At 71.8% G+C, this 13,130-nt stretch carries 13 protein-coding genes; 6 read left to right on the top strand and 7 right to left on the bottom strand.

Annotation, left to right across the window (positions count from 1 at the left end; genetic code table 11):
• Positions 1 to 8: 8 nt before the first annotated feature.
• From lon to ACRWK7_RS24695, 3 genes are read right to left on the bottom strand one after another with little or no spacing between them, the layout of a single operon-like run.
• Positions 9 to 2,261, bottom strand: a complete 2,253-nt coding sequence (gene lon / locus ACRWK7_RS24705; protein WP_431858983.1) for an endopeptidase La — start codon at positions 2,259 to 2,261, stop codon at positions 9 to 11.
• Complete coding sequence (locus tag ACRWK7_RS24700; RefSeq protein WP_431858982.1) at positions 2,262 to 2,669, bottom strand: Hsp20/alpha crystallin family protein; 408 nt, start codon at positions 2,667 to 2,669, stop codon at positions 2,262 to 2,264.
• Positions 2,670 to 2,681: 12 nt separating this feature from the next.
• On the bottom strand, positions 2,682 to 2,900 hold the full coding sequence (locus ACRWK7_RS24695) for a DUF2934 domain-containing protein (RefSeq protein WP_431858981.1): 219 nt from the start codon (positions 2,898 to 2,900) through the stop codon (positions 2,682 to 2,684).
• A 183-nt stretch (positions 2,901 to 3,083) separates the two neighbouring features.
• Here ACRWK7_RS24695 and ACRWK7_RS24690 point away from each other — a divergent pair, with 183 nt between their 5' ends.
• On the top strand, positions 3,084 to 4,229 hold the full coding sequence (locus ACRWK7_RS24690) for an SDR family oxidoreductase (protein ID WP_431858980.1): 1,146 nt from the start codon (positions 3,084 to 3,086) through the stop codon (positions 4,227 to 4,229).
• 198 nt (positions 4,230 to 4,427) lie between these two features.
• Positions 4,428 to 5,252, top strand: a complete 825-nt coding sequence (locus ACRWK7_RS24685; RefSeq protein WP_431858979.1) for a universal stress protein — start codon at positions 4,428 to 4,430, stop codon at positions 5,250 to 5,252.
• A 125-nt stretch (positions 5,253 to 5,377) separates the two neighbouring features.
• Here ACRWK7_RS24685 and ACRWK7_RS24680 read toward each other — a convergent pair whose 3' ends face one another.
• Entirely contained in the window at positions 5,378 to 6,355 is a 978-nt protein-coding gene (locus ACRWK7_RS24680) for a glycosyl transferase family protein (RefSeq protein ID WP_431858978.1), read from the bottom strand.
• Positions 6,356 to 6,359: 4 nt separating this feature from the next.
• A complete protein-coding gene (locus tag ACRWK7_RS24675) occupies positions 6,360 to 6,710 on the bottom strand; it encodes a TIGR01244 family sulfur transferase (protein WP_431858977.1) in 351 nt (116 codons plus the stop codon).
• Positions 6,711 to 6,894: 184 nt separating this feature from the next.
• Between ACRWK7_RS24675 and ACRWK7_RS24670 the strand changes: the two genes are divergently transcribed.
• Both ACRWK7_RS24670 and ACRWK7_RS24665 read left to right on the top strand, forming a co-directional pair.
• Positions 6,895 to 7,701 (top strand): CbiX/SirB N-terminal domain-containing protein, encoded by an 807-nt coding sequence (locus ACRWK7_RS24670; RefSeq protein WP_431858976.1) that lies wholly within the window; start codon positions 6,895 to 6,897, stop codon positions 7,699 to 7,701.
• A complete protein-coding gene (locus ACRWK7_RS24665; RefSeq protein WP_431858975.1) occupies positions 7,698 to 8,402 on the top strand; it encodes a glutathione binding-like protein in 705 nt (234 codons plus the stop codon). The genes ACRWK7_RS24670 and ACRWK7_RS24665 overlap by 4 nt, the downstream gene beginning before the upstream one ends.
• A 47-nt stretch (positions 8,403 to 8,449) precedes the next feature.
• Here ACRWK7_RS24665 and ACRWK7_RS24660 read toward each other — a convergent pair whose 3' ends face one another.
• Together ACRWK7_RS24660 and ACRWK7_RS24655 are read right to left on the bottom strand one after the other, a co-directional pair.
• Positions 8,450 to 9,862 (bottom strand): sigma-54 interaction domain-containing protein, encoded by a 1,413-nt coding sequence (locus ACRWK7_RS24660; protein ID WP_431858974.1) that lies wholly within the window; start codon positions 9,860 to 9,862, stop codon positions 8,450 to 8,452.
• Between the two features lie 164 nt (positions 9,863 to 10,026).
• On the bottom strand, positions 10,027 to 12,066 hold the full coding sequence (locus ACRWK7_RS24655) for an acyl CoA:acetate/3-ketoacid CoA transferase (RefSeq protein ID WP_431858973.1): 2,040 nt from the start codon (positions 12,064 to 12,066) through the stop codon (positions 10,027 to 10,029).
• A gap of 149 nt (positions 12,067 to 12,215) precedes the next feature.
• On the opposite strand from ACRWK7_RS24655, the gene ACRWK7_RS24650 reads away from it, so the two are divergent.
• Complete coding sequence (locus ACRWK7_RS24650) at positions 12,216 to 12,596, top strand: nucleotidyltransferase family protein (protein WP_431858972.1); 381 nt, start codon at positions 12,216 to 12,218, stop codon at positions 12,594 to 12,596.
• Complete coding sequence (locus ACRWK7_RS24645) at positions 12,586 to 12,927, top strand: HepT-like ribonuclease domain-containing protein (RefSeq protein ID WP_431858971.1); 342 nt, start codon at positions 12,586 to 12,588, stop codon at positions 12,925 to 12,927. The genes ACRWK7_RS24650 and ACRWK7_RS24645 overlap by 11 nt, the downstream gene beginning before the upstream one ends.
• Positions 12,928 to 13,130: the final 203 nt, after the last annotated feature.

Genomic DNA, 13,130 nt, shown 5'->3' with positions numbered 1-13,130 from the left:
GAGGCGTTTCACACTCCGACGCCCCCGCCGAACAGCGCCGCCAGCGCCTCGTCCACGCCCTCCACCCAGACGAAGCGCAGCGAGTCCCGCACCGCCGCCGGGATCGCCTCGAGGTCCTTGCGGTTGCGCCCCGGCAGCACGACGGTGCGGATCCCCGCCCGGTGCGCCGCGACCACCTTGTCCTTCACCCCGCCGACCGGCAGCACGAGGCCGCGCAGGCTGATCTCGCCGGTCATCGCGGTGTCCGGCGCGACGGCGCGCCCAGTCAGCAGCGACACCAGCGCCGCCGCCATCGCCAGCCCGGCCGAGGGACCGTCCTTCGGGATGGCGCCGGCCGGCACGTGCAGGTGCAGGTCGGTGGCGGCGAAGGCGCCGGCGTCCAGCCCCAGTTCCCGCCAGCGCGTCTTGACGAGGCTGAGCGCCGCCTGCGCGCTCTCCTTCATCACCTCGCCGAGCTGCCCGGTGAGGATCAGCCGGCCGGAGCCCGGAAAGCGCGCCGCCTCGATGAACAGGATGTCGCCGCCGGCCGGCGTCCAGGCCAAGGCGGTGACCACCCCCGCCACGCCGGCGCGCAGCGCCACCTCGTTCTCGACCGTGGGCGGGCCGAGGATGGCCGCCACCTCCGCCGCGCCGATGCGGATCGCCCGGGCCTCTCCCTCGGCGATGCGCACGGCCGCATAGCGGCAGACGGCGGCGATGCGGCGTTCCAGCTCGCGGTTGCCGGCCTCGCGGGTGTGGTCGCGGATGAGCACGCGCAGCGCGTCGTCGCCAACCTCCAACCGCTCCGCCGTCAGGCCGTGCGCAGCGAGCTGGCGCGGAGCCAAGTGGCGGCGGGCGATCTCCAGCTTCTCGTCCTCGGTGTAACCCGAGAGCTCGATCACCTCCAGCCGGTCACGCAGCGCCGCCGGGATGGCGTCCACCACGTTGGCGGTGGCGATGAACAGCACCCGCGACAGGTCCACCGGCACGTCCAGGTAGGCGTCGCGGAACGCCGCGTTCTGCTCGGGGTCGAGCACCTCCAGCAGCGCCGCCGCCGGATCGCCGCGCCCGCCGTGCCCCAGCTTGTCCACCTCGTCCAGCATCATCACGCAGTCGCGCGTGCCGGCGCGGCGCAGGCCCTGCACGACGCTGCCGGGCAGCGCGCCGACATAGGTGCGGCGGTGGCCGCGGATCTCCGCCTCGTCGTGGACGCCGCCCAGCGCGACGCGCGCGAAGGCGCGCCCGGTCGCCCGCGCGATGGACTGCCCCAGCGAGGTCTTCCCCACCCCCGGCGGCCCGGCGAGGCAGAGGATCGGACCGCGCCCGCGCGGGTTCAGCGCGCGCACCGCCAGGAACTCCAGGATGCGGCGCTTCACCGCCTCCACCCCGAAATGCTCGGCGTCGAGGACGCCGCGCGCCGCCGCCAGGTCGATGGCCGGCTCCGCCCCGCCGCGCCACGGCAGCTCGACCAGCCAGTCCAGGTAGCCGCGCACCATGGAGTGCTCGGCCGCCAGCTCGGGGATGCGCTCCAGCCGCTTCAGCTCGCGCCGGGCCTGGGCGTGCACCTCCGGCGGCATGCCGGCCGCCTCGATGGCGGCGGCGAGTTCGACGGTTTCCGCCGGCACCGGCTCATCGTCCTCATCCATATCGAGGGCGGCACGCAGGCCGCGCGACAGGCGCAGCACGGCGATGCGGTCGGCCAGCTGGTCCGTCACCCGCTGCAGCCGCGCCACGAGGCCTTCGGTCTCCAGGATCGCCTGCTTCTCGGCCGGGCGCAGGTCCATGAAGCTGGCGGTGAGGTCGGCCAGCTCGCCGGGTGAGTCCAGCGTGCGCACCGCCGCCAGCAGCTCCTGCGGCGCCTGCGGCAGCAGGTGCAGCGCCTCCAGCGCGCGCTCGCGCAGGTGCGCGGCCAGCAGCCGCAACTCGGGCGTGTCGGCGTCGGCCTCGGCGAGCGGGTCCACGCGCGCCGCCAGGAACGGCCCGTCCTCCATCCAGCCGGCGACACGGACGCGGTGCAGCCCCTGGCAGACGATGTGGTGCTGGCCGTCCTCGGTGGTGACGTAGCGCAGCACCGTCGCCGCCGTCCCCATGCCGTGCAGGTCGGCGGGGCCCGGCTCCTCGGCCGCCGGGTTGCGCTGGAGCACGATGCCGAGCGGCCGGCCGGCGCGCATCGCCGCCTGCGCCGCCGCGACCGAGCGAGCGCGCATCACCGTCACCGGCGCCACCACGCCCGGGAACAGAACGAACGTGCGCACCGCGACGATGGGAAGCGGCTCGTCCATTCAGCCGGCCCGCGTCAGCGACAGCACGAGGCAGCCGGCGACCAGCTCCTGCCGCGCCACCGCGTAGGCGCCGGGCGGCAGCGCGACGCGCCGCTCGAACCGGCCGTGCGGCACCTCCAACCGGTGGATGGTGCCGGCGCGGACACCGGGCGGCGTGCGCTCCCCGGCGACGCGCAGGACGCCGTCGACGATGTCGACCTCCAGCGCGCCGGGCTCGACGCCGGGCAGCGCCGCGACGACGGTGAGGGCGTCGCCGTCCTCGAAGACGTCCACCGGCGGCGCCCAGGACGGCCGCGCCCCGCCGCCGCGCGCCGGGCGGAAGAACTGGCGGTGCAGGCGCTCGGCGCGGTCGAGCAGCTCGACCGCCTCCGCCCACATCCAGGTGCTGGGATCGATGCTCTGGCCCAAAACGCCCTCCGCTCAGATGCCGCCGCTGTTGCGGCCGGACGGGTGCAGGAGGTCCTCCGGGCCGATGTCCCCGGCGTCGGCCAGGACACGGGCGCGGCGGTCCCGGGCCAGACGGTCCTCGTCCTGCAGTTCCCGGCGCGCCTGCTCCCAATGCGCCTCGTGGCGCCCGTCCGGGCAACCCTCGCGTTCCCAGATCGCGTAGGCGCGGTCGCGGATGCGGTCTTCGTCCATGGCGCTCTCCCCCGGGGCCGGACGGCACGCGCCCGCCGGCCGCAGTGAGAACAACCGAAGGTGGCTTCCGGTCCCGCGGTTCCGTCAGGCTACCGCCACCGCGCCGGAACGACGCCGCCGGGGGGCCTGTTGGGAAGGGACACCGCCCCACCCGTCCCCCCACCCGTCCGCGGAGGATCCGCCATGGCCGTCCACCTGAAGCCCATCAACGAGCAGGTCATCGTCATCACCGGTGCGTCGAGCGGCATCGGCCTGGTCACCGCCCGCATGGCCGCCGAGCAGGGCGCGCGCGTGGTGCTCGCCGCGCGCGACCGCGACGCGCTCGGCAACGTGTGCGAGGAGATCCGCCGGCACGGCGGCACCGCCGTGCACGCGGTGGCCGACGTGGCGGACGAGGAGGCCATGCGCCGCGTCGCCGACCTGGCGGTGCAGAGCTTCGGCGGCATCGACACCTGGGTGAACAACGCCGGCGTGTCGATCTACGGCCGCCTCGAGGAGGTCTCGATGGAGGACCACCGCCGCCTGTTCGAGACCAACTACTGGGGCGTGGTGATCGGCTCGCGCCTCGCCGCGCAGCACCTGCGCCGGAGCGGCGGCGCGCTGATCAACGTCGGCAGCGTGGTGTCGGAGCGCGCGATCCCGCTCCAGGGCGCCTACTCCGCCACCAAGCACGCCGTGAAGGCGTTCACCGACGCGCTGCGCATGGAGTTGGAGGCGGATGGCGCCCCGATCTCCGTCACGCTCATCAAGCCGGCGTCCATCGACACCGGCTTCGAGGAGCACGCCAGGAACTACATGGACCAGGAGCCCACCGTGCCGCAGCCGGTCTACGCGCCGGAACTTGTGGCGCAGGCCATCCTGCACGCCGCCCAGCACCCGGTGCGCGACCTGTTCGTCGGTGGCGGCGGCAAGGGCTTCCAGTGGGGCGAGCGCTACGCGCCGCGGGTGACCGACTACATGATGGAGCGCATGCTGTTCCGCGGCCAGCAGTACGGCCCGCGCCAGCGCGACCGCGACAGCCTGTACGAGCCCTACAACAACGGCCACGCCAGCTCTGGCCGGCACGGCTTCGTGCGGCACACCAGCCTGTACACCAGCGCCGAGCTGCACCCCTGGACGACGGCCGCGCTGGTCGCCGGGCTGGGCGCGCTGGCCTTCGCCGCCTATTCCGGGCGGATGCCGGGCGGTGGACGGCGCCGCCAGGAGGCCCGCCGCCGCATGCGCGCGGCCGGGCTCGCCACCGCGGACACCGAAGGCATGGAGATCGGCCACAACGCCAAGCCCGCCGGCGAGGCGGCGCACGAGGGGCATGTGCGGTTCCCGCAGTAACGCTGTCTAGCCCCTCCCCCCTTGAGGGGGAGGGGTTGGGGAGAGGGGCTCTGGTCCCAAATACACATTGGTTTACCGTTTTGCGGTCTTCGCCTCGGCGCGATCCCGTGGCATCATGGCGTGGACAACAGGCACGCTCGCCGGGCGACGGTCCCGGCCAAGACGTCCGGGCCGAACCCGAGGGAGGCACACGCAACCATGTCGCTCAAGCATATCCTGGTCCATCTGGACTCCAGCCCGCACACCGAGGCGCGCATCGAGGCGGGCATCGCCCTGGCCAAGGTGCACGGCGCCTTCCTGCGGGGGCTGTTCGCCCAGCCGGACCGGCAGGCCACCAGCGTGATCGCACGCCGCACCAGCGACCATCTGGCCCAGTCGGCGATGCGCAGCGAGGCGCTGTTCCGCGCCAAGACGCAGGAGGCCGGCGTCACCGCCGACTGGCACGCGCTGGCGCACGGCGAGTACAACCACGTCATCCGCGAGACCATCATCTGGTCGCGCTTCGCCGACCTGACGATCTTCGGCCAGTACGACCGCGACAGTTCCGAAGGCACCGCGCCGGAGGAACTGGCGGAGCAGGTGGTGCTGAACTCCGGCCGCCCGGTGCTGGTGATCCCCTTCGCCGGCCATTTCCCGGTGATCGGCAAGCGCGCCGTGATCGCCTGGAACGCCGAGCGCGAGGCCGCCCGCGCGGTGGCCGATTCCATGCCGCTGCTGCAGGCCGCCAGCGAGGTGACGGTGATCACCGTGCTGACCCAGGCGACCGCCGGCCACCCGGCCGACACGCCGCGCATCGGCCTGATGGAGCACCTGCGCCTGCACGGCATCAAGGCGGAGGCGTCGAACTTCGCGGTGAACGACATCGGCGCCATGGACGCGCTGCTGGCCCAGGCCATCGACCGCGGCGCCGACCTGCTGGTGATGGGCGCGCATGGCCATTACGGCTTCCCGTACCTGCACCGCGGCAGCGGCACGCGCCATGTGCTGCGCACCGCGCCCATGCCGGTCCTGCTGTCGCATTGAGAAAAAAGCCCCTCTCCCTTGATGGGAGAGGGGTTGGGGAGAGGGTGGCAGAACGTAACTTGCGGGCTTCGCCCGCGCCCCCTCTCCCCACCCCCTCCCCCGCAAGGGGGGAGGGGTTTATGGCTTTACCGCCCCCGCCACAGCTCAGCGGCCAGGGCCTCGGCCTGTTCCTGCGTCTCGGCCTTGCCCAGCAGCTTCAGCGCCACCGCCGCCGTGGCGACCACCACGCCGCGGCCTTCCTCGTCGTCCGAGGTGCCGTCCCACAGCGCCTTCAGCCGCGCCACGTCCAGTTCCTCGTCGTGGCGGACCGTCGTGGTGGCGGCCATCGGCGCCCAGAGGTCGGTGCCCAGGTCGCCGTCGCGGATGGTCCGCACCTCGGTCGGCTTCTCCGGCCGGCGTTCGGCCTCGCCGCCCTCGCCCTTGAACACCGCAAGACGCGGCTGGCCGAGGATGGCCGCCGCCTTCTGGTGGGCGTCGCGGTAGGGCGGGTGCGCCACGCCGACCATCTGGCACGGCGCCCCCAGCGGGTTCAGCATGCGCGACACCGTGTGCACCGGGTTGCGCAGGCCCAGCAGCGGCTTCAGCCCCATGATCGCGTGCAGCTTGGGCGCCATCGCGGCCAGCGGCAGGTAGGCGAAGCGGTTGGCGCGCAGCTGCGCCGCCGCCTCGTCCATCGAGCCGGCGACCGGCACCCCCAGCGCCTCCAGGGCGCCGCCGCTGAACAGCCGGCCCGCCGTGTGCCCGTCGGTGCCGTGCATGAACACCGTCACCCCGCTGCGCGCCAGCAGCAGCGCCGACAGCAGGAACCACGGCAGCCGCCGCGACTTGCCGGCGTAGGACGGCCAGTCCAGGTCCACCGCCGGAACGTCGGCGGGGATCGCCACCGCCGTGCGGGCGGCGCGGGCGAAGCCGGCCAGTTCCTCCGGAGTCTCGGTCTTGACGCGGATCAGGCAGAGGAAGGCGCCGAGCTGAATCGGCTCCACCTCGTCGCGCAGGATCATCGAGACGGCGTCGAACGTCTCCTGCTCGGTCAGGGAGCGCGACAGCGTCGGCCCCTTGCCGAGAATGCGGACGTATTGGGCGAAGGGATGCTCGGCCGCCATCGACTCAGCGCGCCCCGGCGAGACGCGCCCGCGCCATCTGGTAGATGCCGGTCGACCGCGCGCCCGAGCGGCAGTGCGCGACTATCGGCCCCTGCGCGTCCTTCAGCACCGCGACCATCTGGTCCACCGCCTGCGCGGTCGGGCCCTCGCGGCCCACGGGGATGTAGTGGTAGGCCATGCCGTGCTTCGCCGCCACCTCGGCCGCGTGGCCGGCGGTGGGCTGGCCGGGCTCCTCGCCGTCCGGGCGGTTGTTGACGATCACCTTGACGCCCTGGCGCGCCAGCTCGGCGAGATCCTCGTCGTAAAGCTGGCCGGCGGCGTACACCCCGTCGGCGATCTGGCTCAGAGTCGGCATGATCACTCCCTCTCGTGATGGGCGCCGCCCGGGCGGCACCCGATTGCAATAGCACACCCGGCACGCCGCGGCGCAGCCCGAATGCGGTTATTTAGAACATGCTTATATACACTCCATGGACCCGCTCGCCAAGGGCGGCGGCGGGCGCTACCTTGCAGAGATTAGGTTCCGCCCGGGAAAAGCCATGCCCTCCGCCGCCCTTCCACCCACCGGCCCCGACGCCGCGCTGCTGCTGTTCGGCCACGGCACCTCGGACGGCAGCGGTTCCGCCATCGCCGACGCGCTGGCGGCGGAGATCCGCGCGGCCGGCGTGTTCGGCGCGGTGGCGACCTCCTTCGCGCTGCAGCCCCCCTCTCCCGCCGCGGCGCTGGCCGCGCTGCCGCAGGCACGGGTGGCGGTGGTGCCGCTGCTGGCGACCGAGGGCGGCGTAGCGACCATGGTGCTGCCGCGCCTGCTGGCGGAGTCCGGCGACACCACCCGCCTCATCGTGCTGCCGCCCATCGGCCTGGACGCGGAGATCCGGGGCATCGCCGCGGAGATCGCCGACCGCGCCATCGCCGACGCCGGCCTGGACCCGCGGCGGGTGGCCGTCCTGGTCGCCGGCCATGGCAGCACGCGGCGCAACGCGTCGGAACGCGCCACCGGGGCGCTGGCGGCGGCGCTGGCGGCCATGGGGCGCTACGGCGAGGTCGGCGCCATCTACCTGGAACAGCCGCCGCTCGCCTGCGACTGGCGCGCGGTGACGGACGCCCGCGACGTGGTGGTGGTGCCGCTGTTCGTCTCCGGCGGGCGGCACGAGGAATCCGATCTGCCGGAGCTGCTGCGCAGCAAGGCCACGCCGGTGGACGGCACGCCGATGCCGGACGGGCGGCGGCTGTGGCTCACCCCCGCCATCGGCCGGCACCCGGCGATGGCCGGCCTGATCCTGCGCCGCGCGGTGGCGGCGCTCGGCATAGAGAACACCGAAGAACGGAGGGAAACCGGACCATGATCGACCTGCACTACTGGCCGACGCCGAACGGGCACAAGATCACCATGTTCCTGGAAGAGGCCGGGCTGGAGTACCGGATCTTCCCGGTGGACATCACCAAGGGCGAGCAGTTCCGGCCCGAGTTCCTGGCCATCGCCCCAAACAACCGCATGCCCGCCATCGTCGACCACGCGCCGGCCGACGGCGGCGCGCCGGTGTCGGTGTTCGAATCCGGCGCCATCCTGATGTATCTGGCGGAAAAGACCGGGCGCTTCCTGCCCGCAGACCTGCGCGGCCGCGCGGCGACGCTGGAGTGGCTGTTCTGGCAGGTCGGCGGGCTGGGGCCGATGGCCGGGCAGAACCATCACTTCGCGCTCTACGCGCCGGAGAAGATCCCCTACGCCATCGACCGCTACGTCAAGGAGACCAACCGCCTGTACGGCGTGCTCGACCGCCGGCTGGAGGGCCGCGCCTTCGTGGCGGGGGACGACTACACCATCGCCGACATGGCGTCCTATCCCTGGATCGTGCCGCACAAGCGCCAGGGCCAGGACCTCGGCGACTTCCCGAACCTGAAGCGCTGGTTCGAGGCGATCAAGGAGCGCCCGGCGACCGTGCGCGCCTACGAGAAGGGCAAGCCCTGGGAACGCACCCTGCCGATCCCCGAGGAAAGCCGCGGCATCCTGTTCGGCCAAACGGCGGCGAACACGAAGCGGGAGTGAGGGCGCCTTTCAGCCCCTCTCCCCTTGCGGGAGAGGGGCTCATGCAGCTACGAATTCGTCACCATCCCCAGGTTCATCATCCGCTCGTACAGCGAGGCGCGGGAGATGCCGAGCAGCTTGGCCGCCTTCGCCTTGACGCCGCCGGCCTCGGCCAGCGCGCGGGCGATGGCGACGCGCTCGGTCTGCATCATCACCTCGGACAGCGGGCGCACGCCGGCGAAGGGCGCCACCGGCTCGACCACCTCCTCCGCACCGAGCGGCAGCACGGCGGCGACGTGCTCGGCGGTCACTGTGGAATCGTCGGTCATGGCGACCACGCGCTCCAGCACGTTGTACAGTTCGCGCACGTTGCCCGGCCAGTCGTAGGCGCGCAGCGCGTTGACCGCCGACGGCGCCAGCTCGCGCGGCGGAACGCCGTGCTGCAGCGACAGCCGGTCGAGGATGCTGTCGGCGATGCTCTCGATGTCCACGGTGCGGGCGCGCAGCGGCGGCAGGGTGATCGGCACGACGTTCAGGCGGTAGTAGAGGTCGGCGCGGAACTGCTTCTCGCGCACCATGGCGGCGAGGTCGCGGCTGGTCGCCGCGATGATCCGCACGTCCACCCGCACCACCTTGTTGGAGCCGATCGGCTCCACCTCGCGCTCCTGCAGCACGCGCAGCAGCTTGGCCTGCAAGGGCAGCGGCATGTCGCCGATCTCGTCCAGGAACAGCGTGCCGCCGTTGGCCAGCTGGAACTTGCCCTCGCGCAGCCGGCGGTCGGCGCCGGTGTAGGCGCCGGGTGCCACGCCGAAGAACTCCGCCTCCAGCAGGTTCTCCGGGATCGCCGCGACGTTCAGGCCGACGAAGGGCTTGTCGGCGCGTGGGGACGAGGCGTGGATGGCCTGGGCCAGCAGCTCCTTGCCGGTGCCGGTCTCGCCCAGCAGCAGCACCGTCGAGTCCAGCTGGGCGGCGCGGCGGCCCATGCGCTTGATCTCGCGCACCGATTCCGACACGCCGAGCAGCTGCGAGAACGAGTACTTGGCCCGGCGCTCCTGCGCCAGCTCGTGCTGGGTGCGGACCAGCTCCTCCTGGAGCTTCTGGTACTTGGAGAACAGCGGCTTCAGGTGCTCGGCGCGGTCGTACAGCGCGAAGCCGATGGCGCCGATCACGTCGCCGGCCTCCGAGCGCAGCGGCAGCCGCGTGACCACCAGGTTGCGGTCCCCGGTCTCCATGATGTCGAGCAGGATCGGCTTGCCGCTCTCGACGACGCGGCGCATCAGGCTCTTGGGGATGACCTCCTCGACCGGCAGGCCCAGCACCTCGCCGGTGATGCCGAGCAGCGCCTTGTACTTGTCGTCGATCCAGGCGACGCGCGCGCTGCGGTCGACGGTGATGCAGCCGACGCACATGTCGGCCAGCTGCTCGAACAGCGTCTGGTACGCCCGCTCGCGGAGCGCCTCGTGATCGAGGGTGTCGCTCACCCCATCCTCCCCAGGACCGACGGCTTTGCGCGCCGTCCGGTCATCGTTTGAACATGATGCTCTGCGCACACATCCGGCGGACAGGCCGTCCAACCGCGCAACCATTATAGGCGGGAAGGATAAGGATACGCGACCTATGCTTTTGGGAGGGTTGACGGGACTCCTCACCCCCTCCCCTCACCGGCGTACCGCGCCGCCACCTCGCGCCAGTCGCGTGGACGCCCGGCCGCGGCCGGCGGTTCGTCGGCGTGCGCGAAGGCCAGCGCCTCGTCGCGCGTCTCGAACACGCCCGGGCTGACGCCGCGGCCGCGCAGCGCGTCGCCGATCTTCATGCGCAGGAAGGCGCTGGTGGTGTAGCGGCTGACCCGGTTGTAGTAGACCTGCACCAGCACCTGCACCATGCCGGCGTACTCGTCCAGCAGGTCCTCCTCGATGCGGAAGCCGTCGTAGTTGACGACCACGTCCAGCTTCTTGCCCGCCGCCTCGCAGCGGCGCACCGCGACCTCGAAGATCTCGGCGATCTCGCGGGTCTCGCGGACGTGCAGGTTCTCGAAGTTGACGAACATCAGGTCGCGTTCGCGGTCGTGGACGAAGCGCTCCTCCAGCGTCAGCTCGACCAGCCGCTCCTTCAGGCCCATGATCTCCGGGCGGAATATCTCCAGCCGCATCGGGCGGGGGTCGCGCACGATGGGGCGGAAGTCCATGTGGGCGAGGATGTCGCGCTCCACGTCGATGCCCGGCGCCACCTCGACCAGCTCCAGCCCCTCCTTGCGCAGCGCGAAGACGCAGCGCTCGGTGACGTAGGTGACCGGCCGCTCCAGCTCCGCCGCGTAGGGACCGGAGAAGGTGACCTGCTCAACCGCCCGGATGAACTTGCGGCTGTCGCCCTCGCGCACGATGCGCAGCCGGCCGAACTCCACCGCCACCTCCAGCCCGCCGGCGGTGAAGGTGCCGGCGAACACCAGCCGCCGCGCGTTCTGCGAGATGTTGATGAAGCCGCCCGCCCCCGCCAGCTTGCGCCCGAAGCGGCTGACGTTGACGTTGCCGGCCGCGTCCACCTGCGCGAGCCCCAGGCACGCGAGGTCCAGGCCGCCGCCGTCGTAGAAGTCGAACTGCTGGTTCTGCTCGATGATCGCCTCGGCGTTGACGGCGGAGCCGAAGTTCAGCCCGCTGGCCGGCACGCCGCCGATGATGCCGGGCTCGGCGGTCAGGGTGATGCGGTCGAGAATGCGCTCCTCCGCCGCCACCGCGGCGACGCCCTCCGGCATGCCGATGCCGAGGTTGACGACGCCGCCCGGCGGCAGGTCGCAGGCGACGCGGCGCGCGATCACCTTGCGCTCATCCATCGCCATGGGGGACAGGCTGTCCACCGGCACGCGGATCTCGCCGGAATAGGCGGGGCTGTAGGCGGTGCCGTAGGTCTGCATGTGGTTCTCCGGCCGGGAGACCACCACGCAGTCCACCAGGATGCCGGGCACCTTGACCAGCTTGGGGTTGAGCGTGCCGGCCTCGGCGACGCGCTCGACCTGGGCGATGACGATGCCGCCGGAGTTGCGCGCCGCCATCGCCATGGCCAGCGCGTCGAGCGACAGCGACTCCCGCTCCATGGTGACGTTGCCGTGGGTGTCCGCGGTGGTGCCGCGGATGAACGCCACGTCGATGGGCATCGCCTTGTAGAACAGCCACTCCTCGCCGGCGAGGGTCACCAGCTCGACGACGTCCTCGGGGGAGGAGTCGTTGATCCGGCCGCCCTCCAGCCGCGGATCGACGAAGGTCTTCAGCCCGACCTTGGACAGCACGCCCGGCCGCGCGGCCGCGATCTCGCGGTACAGGTGCGAGATGCAGCCCTGCGGCAGGTTGTACGCCTCGATCTTCCCGTCCAGCGCCAGCTTGCCCATCTTGGGGATCAGCCCCCAATGGCCGCCGACCACGCGCTTGATCAACCCTTCATGAGCGAGGCGGTTCAGCCCCTTCTCCTTGCCGTCGCCCTGCCCGGCGGCGAACAGGACGGTGAGGTTGCGCGGGGATCCGGTCTCCAGGAAGCGCGCCTCCAGCGCCGCCAGCAGTTCGTCCGGCACGCCGCAGCCGACGAAGCCCGAATTGCACAGCACGTCGCCGTCGCCGATGATGGCGACCGCCTCGGCCGCCGAGACCACCTTGTTCCTGCCGCCGCGCGGCACAGGGCGCGCTGAACCGTTCGCCATGGCGCTGTTTCCTCCGGGTGTTCTTGTTTGACGTGGTTTTCAGCAAGCGGCGTGCCAGGAGACCGAACGGCCGATTTGCTGGGGTGGCGGACGGTTCGGGCAGGCCGGGGTGTCCGCTGGGCCGACAGGGGTGTCGGGGATTCCGGCGGGTGAGTGTTGTCCTTGACGAAATCCAGGGCTTGAACGACATCTCGGAGAAGGAGTCGACCATGCCGCCCGCACCGAACGCCGACAGCCGTCTGTCCGACGTCCTGCACATCCTGCAGGCCGAGCGCGACCGGCTGCGACCCCTGGGGGTGCGCCACGTGTCAGTGTTCGGTTCGACCGCGCGCCGCGAGGCGCGGGACGACAGCGACGTGGACCTCATCGTCGATCTCGACCCCGACCGGGAAATCGACGTTTTCGACCTCGCGTCCATCGCTGCGGAGGTGGAGACGTTGCTCGGCCGGCCCGTCGATCTGGTGCGCCGCGCCGCGCTCAAGCCGCACGTCGCCGCGCAGGCGCTGAAGGACGAGATCCGTGCCTTCTGAAGACGTTGCCCGCCGCTTGCGCGACATACTCGACAACATCGAGCGTATTCGCCGTCACATGGACGGGCTGTCTCTGGAAACATTTCTCGACGACGAGAAGACCCAGGACGCAGTCGAACGCTGCCTTGAGCGCATCGCCGAGGCCGCGCGCAAAATCGGCGATGTCCTCGACACCAAGCATCCAGGCGTGGAGTTCCACAAGCTGCGCCAGTTCGGTAGCGTGCTGCGCCACGACTACGACGGCGTGGATGCAGACCTCGTCTGGATCGCCGCCACCAAGCGGCTGCCGCTCCTGGAGGCAGCCTGCCGTACGGAGCTTGACGGGGCATAAAAAAACGAGGGCCCTGCGGCCCCCGTGGAGTTCTGCGCGTGGGGACGCTCCTGAACCCAGCGCAAGGGAAAGCGGTCAGGGCTTGCGCACGGCAAGGTAGGCCTGAACCTCGCCGACGATGCCGCGGCGGAAGAGCAGGACGCAGACCACGAAGATGGCGCCGATGACCACGGTGACCGGGAACTGCGTGGCGGCCAGGTAGT

This window comes from Azospirillum sp. (genome assembly GCF_050789165.1).
The sequence above is the reverse complement of the archived record's forward strand: the minus strand, read 5'-3'. Positions and strand labels throughout refer to the sequence as shown.

What these genes read in the sequence shown, in the direction of transcription:
- lon (WP_431858983.1), bottom strand. Translation starts at nt 2,261, where the DNA reads ATGGACGAGCCGCTTCCCATCGTCGCGGTGCGCACGTTCGTTCTGTTC.
- ACRWK7_RS24695 (WP_431858981.1), bottom strand. Translation starts at nt 2,900, where the DNA reads ATGGACGAAGACCGCATCCGCGACCGCGCCTACGCGATCTGGGAACGC.
- ACRWK7_RS24690 (WP_431858980.1), top strand. Translation starts at nt 3,084, where the DNA reads ATGGCCGTCCACCTGAAGCCCATCAACGAGCAGGTCATCGTCATCACC.
- ACRWK7_RS24685 (WP_431858979.1), top strand. Translation starts at nt 4,428, where the DNA reads ATGTCGCTCAAGCATATCCTGGTCCATCTGGACTCCAGCCCGCACACC.
- ACRWK7_RS24680 (WP_431858978.1), bottom strand. Translation starts at nt 6,355, where the DNA reads ATGGCGGCCGAGCATCCCTTCGCCCAATACGTCCGCATTCTCGGCAAG.
- ACRWK7_RS24675 (WP_431858977.1), bottom strand. Translation starts at nt 6,710, where the DNA reads ATGCCGACTCTGAGCCAGATCGCCGACGGGGTGTACGCCGCCGGCCAG.
- ACRWK7_RS24670 (WP_431858976.1), top strand. Translation starts at nt 6,895, where the DNA reads ATGCCCTCCGCCGCCCTTCCACCCACCGGCCCCGACGCCGCGCTGCTG.
- ACRWK7_RS24665 (WP_431858975.1), top strand. Translation starts at nt 7,698, where the DNA reads ATGATCGACCTGCACTACTGGCCGACGCCGAACGGGCACAAGATCACC.
- ACRWK7_RS24655 (WP_431858973.1), bottom strand. Translation starts at nt 12,066, where the DNA reads ATGGCGAACGGTTCAGCGCGCCCTGTGCCGCGCGGCGGCAGGAACAAG.